The following is a 16,400-nucleotide window of genomic DNA, read 5'->3' on the forward strand; positions in this document are numbered from 1 at the left end:
AGAGCGATACTGGCGAAACGATTAAATCGCTTCTTCGTCTTCTTCACCGGTACGGATACGGACAACACGTGCCACATCAAAGACAAAGATTTTACCGTCGCCGATTTTACCCGTCTGCGCGGTTTGCGTGATAGTTTCCACACAGGTATCGACGATATCATCCGCTACGACAATTTCGATTTTTACTTTTGGCAGAAAATCGACCATGTATTCTGCGCCACGATACAGCTCGGTGTGGCCTTTCTGACGACCAAAGCCTTTAACTTCCGTTACCGTCATCCCTGTGATGCCCACTTCAGCTAACGCTTCACGTACATCGTCCAGTTTGAACGGCTTAATAATCGCATCAATTTTCTTCATGGAGGAACCTTTGTGTTATCTATGTTGCGGCCAAAGCCGAGCATCAGCAAGTGAACAGCATGTCAGAACTCAGGCGGACAATCCATCCATATCCACCCGGCATCACGCTGCAGGCGTGCTACCCGCTCTCTCTGCGCTAGTCTTTAAAATCGTTGGCATCCAGCTCGTGGCGGCCCAACAGTTTATAAAACTCCGTTCGGTTACGCCCAGCCATTCGCGCGGCCTGCGTCACGTTACCTTTTGCGATCTGTAATAGTTTTCGCAAATAGTTAAGCTCAAACTGATGACGTGCTTCAACAAACGTTGGCAGCGCGGTGTTTTCACCTTCCAACGCTTGTTCAACCAACGCATCGCTGATCACTGGCGCGCTGGTCAGCGCCACACACTGTTCGATGACATTCACCAGTTGACGCACGTTACCCGGCCAGCTTGCCGTCATCAAGCGCTTCATCGCATCGGTTGAGAAGGTGCGCACAAAAGGCTTGTGGCGATTGGCGGATTCGCGCAGCAGATGGTTTGCCAGCATCGGGATATCTTCAGCACGTTCATGCAGCGCTGGCAGCTTCATATTCACCACATTGAGCCGATAATAGAGATCTTCACGAAATTCGTTCTTCTCCATCGCCTTCGGCAAATCACGGTGCGTGGCGGAAATAATCCGCACATCAATGTCCAAATCGCGGTTGCTACCCAGCGGGCGGACTTTTCGCTCCTGCAAAACGCGCAGTAGCTTAACCTGTAAAGACAGCGGCATATCGCCGATTTCATCTAAAAACAGCGTGCCACCTTCCGCCGCCTGAAAAAGCCCTTCACGGCTGCTGACCGCACCGGTAAAAGCCCCTTTCGCATGGCCGAACAGTTCCGATTCCAGCAATGGCTCGGGCAACGCGCCGCAGTTAATCGCAATAAAGGCTTTCTTTGCTCGCGGGCTTGCCGCATGAATGGCCTGAGCCAGCACCTCTTTCCCGGTTCCGCTCTGACCATTAATCAGCACGCTGACGTCCGACTGCGCGACCATTCTGGCCTGTTCCAGCAGACGCAGCATAATTGGGCTGCGCGTCACGATGGTTTCACGCCAGCTTTCATCGCCCGCGGGGGCAGACAATGCCAACGCTTCGTCTATCGCTTTGTAGAGCGCATCACGGTCAACGGGCTTCGTCAGAAAGCTAAATACGCCCTGCTGCGTAGCCGCAACCGCATCGGGAATGGAACCGTGAGCGGTTAAAATGATCACCGGCATCCCCGGCTGATAGCGCTGAATTTCGGAAAACAGCGCCATGCCATCCATTTCGTCCATTCGGAGATCGCTAATCACCAAATCGAACGTCTCACGCGTTAACAGCCGCAGCGCCTCTTGGCCGCTCTCCGCCGTCATCACGCTAAATCCTTCGCTGGTCAGGCGCATGCCCAACAGTTTCAGCAGGCTGGGGTCATCATCCACGAGCAATAAACTCGCCGTTTTTCGGGCTGTCATTGTCTTGTTGACTCCTTCTTCGTCGTCGCGTTGTCCGTATGTGATTCCATCGGCGGCGTATAGGTGTCGTCCGCATCAACTGGCTCATTTTGGGATTTCGTTGCCGAATTGCGCGAACCGTCTTTATTTGCACTACCGCTATTCGCGCCGGAGCTACCGCGACGATCGCCGTCGTTATCCGGCATTTCCCCCGACAGTTGCTTACGAGATGACAGTTGACGCTCAATATCCGTCAAATTTTCCAGTTTCTGCGTGGTCGTTTCTAACTGATATTGCAGGTGACCTTGCTGCACACGCAGGGCGTCTAACTGTTTGTCGCTGGATTCCTGCAAGCGCTTATAGCGCAGTCGCTCATCCGATAGCGCCAGAAACAGCGTTTGTCTGTCACGCCAAGTTTGCATCAGCGGGCGCAGCGCCGCAGGGAAAGCCAGACGATATAAATTGATCTGTTCCAGCACCTGACGGCGTTCAGCCTGAGTAATGCCAGCGTTATCCAGCAGGATGCCCTGCTTAAACACGCTGTCCCAGCTATCTCCCGCAACCTGCCCAGCTTCCTCACGGGCCTGGAACTGCGTCAAACGCCCTGCGCAGTCCATCGCCCGCAGCCAATAAAGCGCGTTATTCATGGATTCACGATCGTCTATCTGCCACAGATGCTCGCATTGCGCGATACGGAAATCGGCAACCTGCTCTTTCGGCGGTGTAGCCTCTGCCTCAAGCAGCGCCGTGCCGCTGCTAACATGGCTATTACACGCGGCCAAAACGAGCGGCGACGACACAACCGCCGCTGTCAAAAGACGGGAAAATACGCTATTCGCAAGCCATCCCTTCATAAACCCTACATTCATTATTTATTCATTCTCGGACTATTCGTTATCAGACAATAAGGGCAGCTCGATGCGGAAACACACATCAGCATAGTCCACGGTGATTAGGCAAAGTTCACCACGCATACGACGAATGCAATCACGCGCGATGCTCAGCCCCAACCCGCTTCCCTTGACGGCACCACGGCGCTGATGGCTTCCCTGATAAAAGGGCTCAAAAATCATGCTCCGCTCTGCATCGGGGATAGGCGTACCATTGTTGGCGACATCAATCTGAACGCGATTGCCAATCTGACGGCTATAAATCCAAATGTTACCGGATTCCTTACCGTAGTGCACCGCATTGGAATAGAGATTATCGATCACTCGCATCAACAACGTCGTCTCCGCCCAACAGTGCTCAACGGCCAGCGTCACATCGGTATGAATCATTTTGGCACGGGCAGGTAAGCTGTGGGACGACACGACAATCTCGACAATCTCTTCGATTTCAACCCGCTCCAGCTCGGTCGGCGTATCCGCCAGCTTGCGATTATAGTCCAACAGTTGATCGATCAGCTGTAGCAGATGGCGGCTGCTGCTATCAAGAATAGCAACCACCTCTTTCTGATCGGCAGTCAGCGGACCGACCACCTCATCGGCCAGCAATTCGGTGCCTTCTCGCAGGCTAGCCAGCGGTGTTTTCAGCTCATGGGAAATGTGGCGTAAAAACTCATGTCGCTGCGACTCCAGCCAGGACAGACGCTCGCTCAGCCAGATAATGCGCTGCGCCAGCGTTCGAATCTCACGCGGCCCTTTGAAGGTGCTGGTGTTACCCAGCGAACGGCCTTCTCCAAGGCGGTTGATCATCCGCTCGACGCCATTAACCGGCCCGATAATCATCCGCGTGAAGAGGACCACCAACAGCACGCTGACCAGAAACAAGAGCAGCGCCTGCCAGCCAAAGAACTGGCCGCGTTCGGAAATTGCCTGTTGGAGCTGTTGCCCGCGGGAGAAAACGACGTCACGCGTTACCTGCACCATTTGTCCGTTGGCACGAGAGAACCCTTCCAGCAGGCTAGACGCCGTTTGTTCCGGGCCGCTGTTATGGCAGCGAATTTCGCCGAGCTGAGTAAGGAGTTGACGTAACGTCTGGTAATAGCGGGGATCGGGCAGTACCTGCGCGTGAGAATCCAGCATTTGCAAATACTGTTTACGTTGGTTCTGATAGAGCGTTGCCAGCGTCTGATCGTCCAATACGCAGTACTGCCGGTAGCTACGCTCCATTGCCAGCGCGACGCTGGTCATCGCCTCACTGCGGCGGGCATCCGTCAGCGTTGTCCGGTTAATCTCCGCGGCCTGTTCGCTCAGCATGTTCAGGCTTTGATAAGCCTGATAGGCCAGCACCAACAGCGGCAGCAAAACCAACAAGAACGCCATAATTACTAATTGCCGCAGGGAACGCGGGAATAAACGCCATCGTTTCAAAGAAATCATCTCGTTACCTATCGAATCCGCTCTGATGCTAACTGAGTCTTATAAAACGTCAATGCTTTCCCTTGCGGCATGCGCAACACTTCGCAATACGGCATGAATACCCATGTAACGACGTAAAAAGTAACGTCGTAAAAAGTAGCGCCGTAAAAAGTAGCGCCGTAAAAATCAATCAGGGGGATTCTCTGGGGGAGGTGGCGGGTATGAAACGTCACGCGGCCAGAAGAATCGCTCCCTCTGGCCGCGTAACTGAATAGGCGGTGCCTCACTCAACGTGTCGCCCGATGCTTGATAACGTTCGTTTTCACGCCCGATTATCGGTTTGGTGGACGATAGGCACCCTTTCTTTTGGCATCATTCCAGATGTTATGAGCGAAAATATTTGCCAGTTAGCAACGCAATCATAACCAGTTGAATGAGCAACTCTAATTAAAATGCACTTAGTATGCCAAGTTTGAAAAAAATAAATCAAAACACTGATTATTAATGATTTTTAATTTAAAACTCACCAATAAATATACAGTTCAGAGTATGAATAACGAAAATACACGCCAAAGAGACGATTTATGTCGCTAAAAACAGACAGCTTTATGACGTCATTACACCATTCATATAAATCAAACAGTTAAATGTCACTAATTAGAGACATCAAAAAACCTGTTCGTCGCAAAAAAACGACAAACTGAGAAAACAGACGCAAAAAAGGGGCCGAAGCCCCTTTCTCTGACTGACCTTAACTTAGCCCAACTGTCTGCGTGCGTTGCGGAACATACGCATCCACGGACCATCCTCGCCCCATTCTTCTGGGTGCCAGGAGTTACTGACGGTACGGAACACACGCTCAGGGTGCGGCATCATGACGGTTGCCCGACCGCTGGTGCTGGTTACTGCCGTAATACCGTTTGGCGAGCCATTCGGGTTAGCCGGATAGTTCTCGGTTACCTGACCGTAGTGGTTGATATAACGTAGCGCCACCAGACCGTGCTCTTCAATCGCCGCCAGATGCGCACCATCGCGGACTTCAACTTGCCCTTCGCCGTGTGAAACGGCAATCGGCATGCGCGATCCTGCCATGTCATTCATGAACAGCGACGGGCTTTTCTCCACTTCGACCAAGCTGAAGCGCGCTTCAAAGCGATCGGATTTATTGCGGACAAAACGCGGCCAGAGATCGGCACCCGGAATCAGTTCACGCAGGTTAGACATCATCTGGCAGCCGTTACAGACGCCTAGCGCCAGCGTCTGTGGACGCAGGAAGAATTCAGCAAATTCATCACGTACGCGAGAGTTGAACAGAATGGATTTAGCCCAGCCCTCACCCGCGCCCAGCACGTCACCATAAGAGAAGCCGCCACACGCCACCAGCGCCTGGAAATCCTGCAAATTACGGCGATTTGCCAGCAGGTCACTCATATGAATGTCGATGGCATCAAAGCCTGCACGGTGGAACGCTGCCGCCATTTCTACGTGAGAGTTCACACCCTGCTCACGCAGGACTGCCACTTTAGGGCGGACATTCTTAGCGATATAAGGTGCGGCGATATCTTCCTGCGGCTCGAAGGTCAGAGACACGTTCAGGCCAGGATCGTTATCATCCTGTCTGGCGATGTGTTCCTGATCGGCACACTGCGGGTTATCACGCAGACGCTGCATCTGCCAGCTGGTTTCAGCCCACCAGCGACGCAGCGTTGAACGGCTTTCCTGATAGACGGCTTCTGCACCCTGATTGATGGTGAAACGCGTGCCTTCTTCAGCATGACCAAGGTAATGCACGCAGCCAGCCAAACCGTGCAGAGCCAGAACCGCTTCCACTTCCGCACGACGGGCAGCAGGAATCTGAATGACGGCGCCAAGCTCTTCGTTAAACAGCGTCGCCAGCGTATCCTCGCCCTGAGAGGCGATATCAACAGTCACACCGCAATGACCAGCAAACGCCATCTCTGCCAGCGTAACCAGCAGGCCGCCGTCTGAGCGGTCGTGGTAGGCCAGAAGCGCTTTGTCCGCGACCAGTTGCTGTATGGCGTTAAAGAAGCCTGCCAGTTGCTCTGGGCTATGAACATCTGCCGTCTTACGACCCAACTGACGATAAACCTGCGCCAGCGCTGTCGCGCCCAGAGCTTTATTACCAGCACCCAGATCGATGAGCAGCAGCGCATTATCCTGTCCGGTACGCAGCTGTGGCGTTACCGTGTTACGCACGTCTTCCACGCGGGCAAACGCAGAGATCACCAGCGACATCGGCGAGGTTACCGCGCGATCTTCGCCCTCTTCCTGCCAGCGAGTTTTCATTGACATGGAGTCTTTACCCACCGGAATCGTCAGACCCAGCGCCGGGCACAGTTCTTCACCCACGGCTTTCACCGCATCGTACAGTCCAGCATCTTCGCCCGGATGCCCTGCTGCTGCCATCCAGTTCGCAGACAGCTTCACACGAGTCAGCGGGCCGATATGCGTGGCCGCAATGTTCGTCAGCGCCTCACCCACAGCCAAACGTGCGGAAGCCGCAAAGTTACGCAGCGCAACGGGCGCACGTTCACCAATAGACATCGCCTCGCCGTAATAGCTATCAAGGCTGGCGGTGGTCACCGCACAGTCAGCCACCGGCACCTGCCACGGACCGACCATCTGATCGCGTGCCACCATACCGGTAACAGAGCGGTCACCAATGGTGATCAGGAAGGTTTTTTCGGCGACAACAGGCAAATGCAGCACGCGCTCGACCGCTTCAGCCAGGTAGATTTCATCACGCTGTAGCGGCGTGCCTTCAACCTGCTTGCGCTCAACGTCACGCAGCATCTTCGGCGTTTTGCCCAACAGCACATCCAGCGGTAAGTCGATAGGCTGGTTGTTGAAGTGACGATCGTTCATCGTCAGATGCAGTTCTTCCGTCGCCTCACCAATCACCGCATAAGGCGCACGTTCACGGCGGCAAATTTCATCAAACTGTGCCAACTGCTCTGGCGCAACGGCCAGAACGTAGCGCTCCTGCGATTCATTACACCAGACTTCAAGCGGGCTCATGCCCGGTTCGTCGTTCAGAATATCACGCAGTTCAAAGCGCCCACCGCGACCACCGTCGCTCACCAGTTCCGGCATGGCGTTGGACAGACCGCCCGCGCCGACATCGTGGATAAACAGAATCGGGTTGGCTTCACCCAATTGCCAGCAGCGGTCGATCACTTCCTGACAGCGGCGCTCCATTTCCGGGTTATCGCGCTGTACAGAAGCAAAATCCAGATCCGCATCAGACTGACCCGATGCCATAGAAGAGGCAGCACCGCCGCCCAGACCAATATTCATGGACGGTCCGCCCAGTACAATCAGTTTGGCCCCGACGATAATTTCGCCTTTTTGGACGTGATCGGCGCGGATGTTACCAATGCCGCCCGCCAGCATGATCGGTTTATGGTAGCCGCGCAGCTCTGTGCCATTGTGGCTATCGACGCGCGCTTCATAAGTACGAAAATAGCCCGTCAGTGCAGGACGACCGAATTCGTTGTTGAATGCCGCGCCGCCCAATGGACCTTCGGTCATGATATCCAGCGCACTGACAATACGCTCTGGCTTGCCGAACTCTTCTTCTTCCCACGGCTGGACAAAACCAGGAATGCGCAGGTTCGATACAGAGAAGCCCACCAGACCCGCTTTCGGTTTGGAACCCCGACCTGTCGCGCCTTCGTCACGGATTTCACCGCCGGATCCTGTTGCTGCGCCCGGCCACGGTGAAATGGCGGTTGGGTGGTTATGCGTTTCAACCTTCATCAGGATATGAGCGTCTTCCTGATGGTAAGTATATTGTCCGTTGGTATCGGTGTAGAAACGGCCGACGGCGGAGCCTTCCATGACGGCGGCGTTATCTTTATAGGCAGAGAGGACGTGATCGGGCGTGTGTTCAAAGGTGTTTTTAATCATTTTGAACAGTGACTTCGGCTGAGTGACGCCGTCAATCACCCAATCCGCGTTGAAAATCTTGTGCCGGCAGTGCTCAGAGTTCGCCTGTGCGAACATATACAGCTCAATATCGGTTGGGTTACGGCCCAGTTTGGTGAAGGCTTCCAGCAGATAATCAATTTCATCTTCTGCCAATGCCAGGCCCAGACGGACGTTCGCCTCTTCCAGTGCCTGACGCCCTTGCAGCAGAATTTCGATGCGCTTGAAAGGTGCAGGTTGATGATGAGAGAACAGCGCTTCGGCCTGTTTCAGGTCGCTAAATACGCTTTCCATCATCCGGTCATGCAGCAGTGCCCCCAGTTGCTGCCACTGTTCATCGCTCAGCGTCGGCGCATGAATATAGAAAGCCAGACCGCGTTCCAGACGCAGTACTTTGTTTAATCCACAGTTATGGGCGATATCCGTTGCTTTGGAAGACCACGGTGAAATCGTGCCGGGACGCGGCGTGACCAGTAACAGATGGCCTTGCGGCTCGTGCTCCGCGAGAGAAGGACCATACTTCAGCAAACGTGTCAGTTTGGCCTGTTCATCGTTGTTCAGCGGGGCGCTGACATCGGCGAAATGTACGTATTCAGCATAGATATCACTGACCGGCAAAACGTGCTCTTTGCAGCGGACCAGCAATTTATTAATACGAAAAGCCGATAAAGCAGGTGAACCACGCAGTATTTCCATAATCTAAAGTTCTCTCGTCTTCGATGCACTGGCTGCGATACAGCCATGGGGCACAACAGGGGGGAAACGCGCATATTATAGAGAATCCTTCCCTCGGACGAAACCGTTTGCGTGGCGATAATTTCACTTCGCGTCCGACGAATGATTAATTGGTGACCAAATCAATAAAAGTTGCACACTGGCGCTTTGTTAAGCAAAATGCCCCCACTCTGGGAAATGACGTATAAAAAAACTGCCGTTACAGACAGCCTGGCCACACGGCCGCCGAGAGATAACTATTTGAAGCCGTTAAAATTAAATTATTTTTTCATCGGGATTATCACGTTACTGCTGGCGTTAGCGCTATGGCCTAGTATTCCCTGGCGCAGTAGTCAGGATGTACAGCTCAGGCAGATCCTCTCACGCGGTGAGTTGCGTATCAGCACGGTCAACTCACCGCTGACTTATGCAATGAGCAACGGATCCCCGACAGGTCTGGACTATGAACTGGCAAAACGGTTCGCCGATTACCTCGGCGTCAAGCTGGTGGTCTCGTCACGCAAGAATCTTGACGAGCTGTTCGACGATCTGGACGGTGACGATGCAGACCTGCTGGCAGCCGGGCTGATCTACAACCACGAGCGTCTGGAACGCTTCCGTGCCGGCCCAACCTACTATTCCATTTCACAACAGATGGTGTATCGCCTTGGTTCACCTCGCCCAAAAACGCTGGATAAGCTGCAAGGCCGCCTCGTCGTGACGTCAGGTTCGGCCCACGCCGCTACCCTGCGCGATCTAAAAGCAGAAAAATACCCGCAGCTAAACTGGGAATCGGCTTCCGATCAGAGCACACAGGACTTACTGAAGCAGGTTGCCGACGGCAAACTGGACTATACGCTGGGTGATTCGGTCACCATTGGCTTAATGCAGCGAATTCATCCACAGCTCGCCGTCGCCTTCGATCTCAGCGATGAAGAGCCTGTTATCTGGTATATGCGGCGTTCACACGATGACAGTCTGTCCGCCGCGCTGCTGGATTTCTTTAGCCAGATTGTCGAAGACGGGACACTCGCCCGCCTGGAGGAGAAGTACCTCGGCCATGTTGGCGAATTTGACTATGTCGATACCACTACGTTCCTGAGCGCGATTGATGAAACACTGCCGGATCTGCGCCCACTGTTTGAAAAATACGCTACCGATATCGACTGGAAGCTGCTGGCCGCTATCTCCTATCAGGAATCACACTGGAACCCGCTGGCGACTTCCCCTACTGGCGTGCGCGGGCTGATGATGCTGACGCGTAACACGGCAGAAAGCCTGAACGTCACCGATCGGATCGACCCAGAGCAAAGTATTCGCGGCGGCGCGCAATATATGTCGCATATGATGCAGAAAATGCCGGACACCATCCCGGAAGATGAAAAAATCTGGTTTGCGCTGGCGTCCTACAACATGGGATACGCCCATCTGCTTGATGCGCGAAAATTGACCGAAAAACAGAAGGGTAACCCTGACAGTTGGGTCGATGTGAAAATGCGCCTGCCGATGCTGAGCCAGAAGCGCTATTACACTCAAACCACCTACGGCTACGCGCGCGGACATGAAGCCTATAACTACGTGGAAAACATTCGGCGTTATATGGTGAGTCTGGAAGGTTATCTGATAGAAAAAGAAACCAAAGCGCAGCAACAAACCCAGATCGCACAAGGTTATCCGGCGGTTTCTATCAATAAGGTGCCGGAATAAACCTGCATAAAACGCCGCTACTCCTGCGCGGCGTTTTTCTCGGCGGCACGTCGGGCTTTATGCTGTTCACGGCGCAGACGGAAGAACGCGCTAAGCGTTGCAGAACATTCATCAGCCAGAATGCCCGATTCAATCACGATCTGATGATTCATACCGGGGTGGCGCAGAATGTCCACCAGCGAGCCCGCTGCCCCCGTTTTCTCATCTGATGCACCGTAAACCAAACGGCCAATACGGCTGTGTATCATCGCACCCGCACACATGATGCACGGCTCCAGCGTGACATACAGCGTTGTCTCCAGCAGGCGGTAGTTCTGCAACACCTGACCTCCCTGCCGCAGTGCCATAATCTCAGCATGTGCGGTAGGATCGTGATGCCCGATCGGCCGGTTCCACCCCTCGCCGATCGCTTCATTATCCAGCACCAGCACCGCACCAACCGGCACTTCGCCTTCATCCTGAGCACGCTGAGCCAGCGTTAATGCATAGCGCATCCAGTATTCATCGTTAGGCAAGCTAACCACGTTTCCTCTCTTAGAACCTATCCCATTAGGGCTATTTTACTTGCCATTTTGAACCTGGGCAGTGCTCAAACAAACGCAATTGCGTTTGAACGCCCTCAGGGCGGCCCATAGGGTGAGCATAGCGAATAATCCTCACGTACTACGTGTACGCTCCGGTTTTTGCGCGCTGTCCGTGTCCAAACTGGCTGCATCAATAACGCCTACTGGAATAGGCTCTTATCATTCATATTTTGGCGGCGCATTATACCTATATGAAGAGATGAAAAAATCAGATGAAAGGGTGAAAAAATCATTCCAGCTGTTGCAGGCTACCTTCGGGGGTGACTCGCCAGCGGTGTTCGCAGAAATAGAGCAGCGGATTGTCTTGTTTGCTGTCGCTGTAACCGCTGTAGAGCTTGAGCGGCGCGCCCAGACGCTGCTCCATCTGCGTCACTTTTTCATGCCCCAGACAGCGCAACGTTAATATCCAGCCGCCATAGCGGCGTGTAATCTGGCTTCCCATCAGGCGCACGCCGGGCAGAAAAGGCGAATCATGATAAACCTGTTCCACCAGCCGCTGCGGCGATCCCGTCACCAGCCAGACCTGCGCCTCGCTGTCTTCAAGATAGGTTTTCAGCCGCTGCTGAACCTGCGGAAACGGAATAACATCATGACGAAACGCGCCGACAAACTGCTTTTCCAGTTGAACCAATTCGTCTTCATCGCGGCCAAACGTAATCGCCCACAGCAGCCAACTCATCGGCCATCGGGCCGCGCGACCGCGAATCAATAACCCCAGCCCGATAATCGGTAATAGCGGGATAACCAGAACGAGATTTAACGGCAACCGACGAAGTAAAAAGCGCAAAAAGCTGCCAAACATGTCCTGCTGATGCAACGTGCCATCCAGATCAAAAAAAACAATGCGTTGCTCTCGCTTATCACTCAAAACGTTTCTCCCGACTTACCCCAAGATGATCTTATCCGCCAATTAGCGCCTCACGCAGATAACCATTGTGCTGTTTCAGGCGCTCACGCGCCGCTGCCACGTCAATATTAGCCAGAAGCATCAGAATTGCAGGCTTAACCTCATTATCCGCCTGCATCAGCGCCTGCTGCGCTTGCTCCCGCTCGGCGCCCGTTGCTTCAACGACGATGCGGCAAGCCCGGTCTAACAGCTTCACGTTGGTTGCCTTCACATCCACCATCAAATTCTGGTACACCTTCCCCAGCTTAACCATTGCGCCGGTAGAAATCATATTTAGGACCAATTTTTGCGCCGTTCCTGACTTCAACCGCGTCGACCCCGTTAACGCTTCCGGGCCAACTACCGGAGAAATCGCCACCTGTGCTTCTTGTGCGATGGGAGAATGGGGATTGCAGGAGATCGCCGCCGTCCGGCAGCCAACGTCATGCGCATAGCGCAACGCGCCAATCACATACGGCGTCCGGCCTGATGCCGCAAGGCCGACAACCATATCGGCAGCGGTTAAATTCAGCGTTTTTAAGTCCGCCTCACCGAGTGCGGGATCGTCTTCCGCCCCTTCAACCGCCTTCAGCAGTGCGCCCGGCCCACCAGCAATCAGGCCGATAACCAGCCCATGCGGTACACCAAACGTCGGCGGGCACTCTGAGGCATCCAGCACGCCCAAACGGCCGCTGGTCCCCGCGCCCAAATAGATCAGCCGCCCACCTTCCTGCAACGACGCCGCAGCCAGATCGACAGCCTCGGCAATCGCGGGTAAAACCAGCGCAATGGCTTCAGGCACTTTCCGATCTTCCTGATTAAACGCGTGCATCATCTCCAGCGTAGAGAGCTGATCCAGCGCCATCGTTGCCGGATTACGCGTTTCGGAAACCAGTTTCCCTAAATTAAGATTCTCTCCATCCATCACATCTGAACGCATTCAGCTACCTCATGCTTTATATCAGCGCGCTACACGCTTATGACAAACAATCATTTTCACCACTATACCCGTCATACTTCAAGTTGCATGTGCGTTGGCTACGTTTAGTCACCCGAATCACTTACCTCAGTAAGCTCATCGGGATTAAATGAGAGACATCCTGTCTCTCACCGAAGGCCAGCCTTTGGCTGGTCAAATTCGTTCCCGACGAATTTGTCCTTCTCTTGCCGCCTACCTGAAACTCGAATTATTTAGGGTATATATGCTTTTGGGGCCTATGAAAGTACGCTATTCTGCATCGAATTCACTCTCCACATGCATCTCGCAAGGTAAACAGAGAAACCTCAGTGCGGCTCCCCGGGTTCAGAATTTCCAGTTACACGCTTTTCTTTATTAGCTGTCTGCTGTTTCTGCTGGCGGGTTCCCTACGTGCGGACTGGGATTTTATTACCATTAATCAGCGAACCGAGCAGCTTTATGGCCCGGCTACGCCTGATGCTCGCCGCCGAATAGATGAATGGCAGACGCTGTTGGTCAATTCCCGCAATAAAGAGGAAAAGGCGCTGCTGAGCAGCGTGAACCAATTTTTCAATGACCGTATGCTGTTTCGCGATGATATTGTCGTCTGGAATCAGGAAGATTACTGGGCTACGCCGATTGAAGCGCTGCGTAAAGGTGCCGGGGACTGCGAAGATTATGCGCTTGCCAAGTATTTTACGCTGCGCCATTTAGGCGTCTCAGCGGACAAATTACGCATTACCTATGTTAAAGCCCTGCGTCTGAATAAAGCACACATGGTAGTGACCTATTATCCCACGCCAACCTCGATTCCACTGGTGTTGGACAATCTGACCGACAAGATCCAACCTGCGACAGAGCGCAACGATTTAGTTCCGGTGTACGCCTTTAACGGCGGCGGTCTCTGGCTGCCGGGCGCGAGCGGCAGCAACAAACGCGTCGGTGACAGTAAACGACTTTCACGCTGGCAGGATGTATTAACCAAAATGCGTGCCGAAGGGTTTTCAATTGAGGAGTAAGGGTAGGCTATGTCTCTATACAAACAATTACTGATAGCCATCTGCCTGTTTGTGCTAATTATTTTCAGCGGGAGTTTTTTCGTCAGCCTGGAAAATTCGCGTGAACAGTACAATAACCAGCTTCACTCTCACGCGCAGGATGCCGCTACCGCATTGGGGCTTTCCCTGACGCCAAATATTGATGATCCGGCGATGGTGGAGCTGATGGTCAGCTCGATTTTCGACAGCGGCTATTTTTCCAGTATTCGCGTGCGGGATTTAAAAACCGACAACGTCACGCTGGAACGTACCGCATCGCCGGATATCCCTGACGTCCCGCTCTGGTTTGTCCGGTTGGTGAACCTTCAACCCGGCGCGGGCGAAGCCATCGTAATGCGCGGCTGGGAGCAGGCGGCAAAAGTGGAAGTTGTCAGCCACCCGATGTTCGCAGTCACCCGTTTGTGGCGCAGCAGCACAGCCACCTTCCTGTGGCTGCTCGGCTGTGGCACGCTGGGTGTGTTCCTTGGTGCGCTGTTCCTGCGCCGCCAGCTACGTCCGCTCGATTATATTGTCGACCAGTCGCTGGCGATTACCCGTCGTGAATTCCTTAGCCAGCCAGATTTACCCAATACGCCCGAATTTCGCCGCGTCGCACAGGCGATGAACCTGATGGTCAGCAAGCTCAAAACGCTGTTCGAAGAGGAAGCGGAGCGGAGCGAGCGCTTACGTCAGGAAGCCTATCAGGATCCTCAAACCGGATTGAATAACCGCCGCGCGTTTGACATGCAGTTCAACGATAAACTGGCCGATGAAGAAACCGCCCCCGGTTTTCTTATCATGATTCGCGTTCAGGATCTGGCGGGGATGAACCAACGGTTGGGCGGTCAGCGTACCGATACGCTATTAGCCTCTGTCGGGCATATCCTGCGTAAAACGCAAAAGCAGCATACGAATGCAGAGAGCCTTCTTGCACGTATCCGTGGCGGGGAGTTTGCGCTGTTCTGCCCAGGGTTGGTCGCTAAAGAAGCCTATGTACTGATTGGCGAACTGACGCGCAACATTGAAACCTTGCACCTGACAGGCGAAACCGATGTCTCCCCTGTTGCCCAATTCGGCATGGTGCCTTTCCGCCCCGGCGACACCGCGCAATCTCTGTTTATTCAGGGCGATCAGGCGCTCACGCGGGCCGAAAGCGATACCGATACCACCGCGCCTCACACGATGCCGTCCGTCAGTGCCGAACAGGTCGAAACCGATCGCCATATGTGGTTTAACCTGCTCGATCCCATTTTGGAACAGGAACGCTTGCAGCTTTTCCTGCAACCGGTCGTAGCGTGTGACGATCCCAGTCAGGTGCTACATCATAAGGTACTGGCTCGTATTCAGGATGCGCAAGGAAACAGCATCGCCGCAGGCCGCTTCCTGCCGTGGATTCAACGCTTTGGCTGGGATACCCGTCTGGATCAGACTATGCTGCGCGAAGTGCTGGACTATCTCCGTCAGCACGACGGCAATCTGGCGCTGAGCCTGTCCGGCACCACGGTACTGAATCTTCATCTGCTCGCCGATCTGCTTGCCCCATTGAAGCATCAGCCTGACGTCGCCAGACGACTGATTCTGGAGCTGGATGAGAACCAATTGCCAGACAGCGCCCAGTTGGAAGCCTTAATCAAACTGCTGAATGAACATGGCTGTGCACTGGGGCTACAGCATTTTGGTGGGCGCTTTAATATGATTGGCAACCTGTCCCAATGGGGGCTGGCTTATCTGAAAGTCGATGGCAGCTACATCCGCAATATCGATCAGGAAGACGATAAGCAAATGTTTATCGAAGCGCTGTATCGCGCCACCAACAGTATTGCCCTCCCGCTTATCGCCGAACGTGTTGAAACCGCAGGTGAGCTGAAGGTGCTTCAGGAGATGGGATTACAGGGCGCGATGGGACGGCTGCTGGGTGAACCGGCACCAGCGGTCAGAGTCTGATGCGACATTATTTTGGCTAACGGCGTTATTTTTGGCTAACGGCGTTTAACGGCCCCGGCTTCTCACTACGATATTGAGAAGCCGGGGTTGTATTGAAAAGCGAGGATCGACGTTAAGATATCATCTCTCTACAACATCATTTCTTCAAAACATCGTCTCTTCATCGTCGCCAATCAGCTTGTTTAATCCGCCATTTAGCGCTTCACGCGCCTGTGCACGGTTGATCAACTTCAGCTGTGCCGCCTGAGGGAAATCAGTAATGCTGACCACACCTTTCTGAATCAAAACCTGAATTAAATCCTCCAGCACGCGCACCATTTCCAGATCGCTTTGCCGCAGTTGCTGGAGACTGGACATCGCTGCCTGATGGCTGCGGAACCAGGCCTGCGCCTCGCGCGAATCATCAGGCAGTTCGCCATTCATTTCAGGAAAAGGACTCTTTTCTACCTTCATCAGGTGACCATCACTGTCGCGTTGGATATAAAACATGTTCGGAGACCTTTTAA

At 53.7% G+C, this 16,400-nt stretch carries 12 protein-coding genes; 3 read left to right on the top strand and 9 right to left on the bottom strand.

Features of this window, described 5'->3' with window-relative positions; all coding sequences use genetic code 11:
* Positions 1-21 precede the first annotated feature (21 nt).
* The 5 genes from glnB to purL form a co-directional block, all read right to left on the bottom strand.
* The gene (gene glnB / locus EO763_RS16010; RefSeq protein WP_015841221.1) at positions 22-360 is read right to left on the bottom strand and encodes a nitrogen regulatory protein P-II; all 339 of its coding nucleotides are present in this window, start codon (positions 358-360) and stop codon (positions 22-24) included.
* Between the two features lie 136 nt (positions 361-496).
* Positions 497-1,834, bottom strand: a complete 1,338-nt coding sequence (gene glrR, locus EO763_RS16015) for a two-component system response regulator GlrR (RefSeq protein ID WP_039360727.1) — start codon at positions 1,832-1,834, stop codon at positions 497-499.
* Positions 1,831-2,682 (bottom strand): two-component system QseEF-associated lipoprotein QseG, encoded by an 852-nt coding sequence (qseG, locus tag EO763_RS16020; protein ID WP_161529558.1) that lies wholly within the window; start codon positions 2,680-2,682, stop codon positions 1,831-1,833. The genes glrR and qseG overlap by 4 nt, the downstream gene beginning before the upstream one ends.
* A gap of 18 nt (positions 2,683-2,700) precedes the next feature.
* Positions 2,701-4,137, bottom strand: coding sequence for a sensor histidine kinase (locus tag EO763_RS16025; RefSeq protein WP_161529559.1), 1,437 nt, complete (start codon positions 4,135-4,137; stop codon positions 2,701-2,703).
* A 735-nt stretch (positions 4,138-4,872) separates the two neighbouring features.
* Positions 4,873-8,760 (bottom strand): phosphoribosylformylglycinamidine synthase, encoded by a 3,888-nt coding sequence (purL, locus tag EO763_RS16030; protein WP_161529560.1) that lies wholly within the window; start codon positions 8,758-8,760, stop codon positions 4,873-4,875.
* Positions 8,761-8,976: 216 nt separating this feature from the next.
* On the opposite strand from purL, the gene mltF reads away from it, so the two are divergent.
* Positions 8,977-10,485: a membrane-bound lytic murein transglycosylase MltF gene (gene mltF / locus EO763_RS16035; RefSeq protein WP_161529561.1), complete on the top strand. Its 1,509-nt coding sequence runs from the start codon at positions 8,977-8,979 to the stop codon at positions 10,483-10,485.
* Positions 10,486-10,502: 17 nt separating this feature from the next.
* Here mltF and tadA read toward each other — a convergent pair whose 3' ends face one another.
* The 3 genes from tadA to murQ all read right to left on the bottom strand — a co-directional run bounded on the left by tadA (position 10,503) and on the right by murQ (position 12,895).
* A complete protein-coding gene (gene tadA / locus EO763_RS16040) occupies positions 10,503-10,979 on the bottom strand; it encodes a tRNA adenosine(34) deaminase TadA (RefSeq protein ID WP_208852016.1) in 477 nt (158 codons plus the stop codon).
* A 319-nt stretch (positions 10,980-11,298) separates the two neighbouring features.
* Positions 11,299-11,937 (bottom strand): phosphatidylglycerophosphatase C, encoded by a 639-nt coding sequence (gene yfhb / locus EO763_RS16045; protein ID WP_039495020.1) that lies wholly within the window; start codon positions 11,935-11,937, stop codon positions 11,299-11,301.
* Between the two features lie 31 nt (positions 11,938-11,968).
* On the bottom strand, positions 11,969-12,895 hold the full coding sequence (gene murQ / locus EO763_RS16050) for an N-acetylmuramic acid 6-phosphate etherase (protein ID WP_161529563.1): 927 nt from the start codon (positions 12,893-12,895) through the stop codon (positions 11,969-11,971).
* A gap of 347 nt (positions 12,896-13,242) precedes the next feature.
* Here murQ and lapG point away from each other — a divergent pair, with 347 nt between their 5' ends.
* Both lapG and lapD read left to right on the top strand, forming a co-directional pair.
* Positions 13,243-13,932, top strand: coding sequence for a cysteine protease LapG (gene lapG, locus EO763_RS16055; RefSeq protein ID WP_039475153.1), 690 nt, complete (start codon positions 13,243-13,245; stop codon positions 13,930-13,932).
* 9 nt (positions 13,933-13,941) lie between these two features.
* Complete coding sequence (gene lapD / locus EO763_RS16060) at positions 13,942-15,894, top strand: cyclic di-GMP receptor LapD (RefSeq protein WP_161529564.1); 1,953 nt, start codon at positions 13,942-13,944, stop codon at positions 15,892-15,894.
* Between the two features lie 144 nt (positions 15,895-16,038).
* Here lapD and EO763_RS16065 read toward each other — a convergent pair whose 3' ends face one another.
* On the bottom strand, positions 16,039-16,383 hold the full coding sequence (locus EO763_RS16065) for a hypothetical protein (RefSeq protein WP_010301178.1): 345 nt from the start codon (positions 16,381-16,383) through the stop codon (positions 16,039-16,041).
* Positions 16,384-16,400: the final 17 nt, after the last annotated feature.

Origin of the sequence: Pectobacterium odoriferum (assembly GCF_009931295.1) — a bacterium.
Taxonomy (GTDB): Bacteria; Pseudomonadota; Gammaproteobacteria; order Enterobacterales; family Enterobacteriaceae; genus Pectobacterium; species Pectobacterium odoriferum.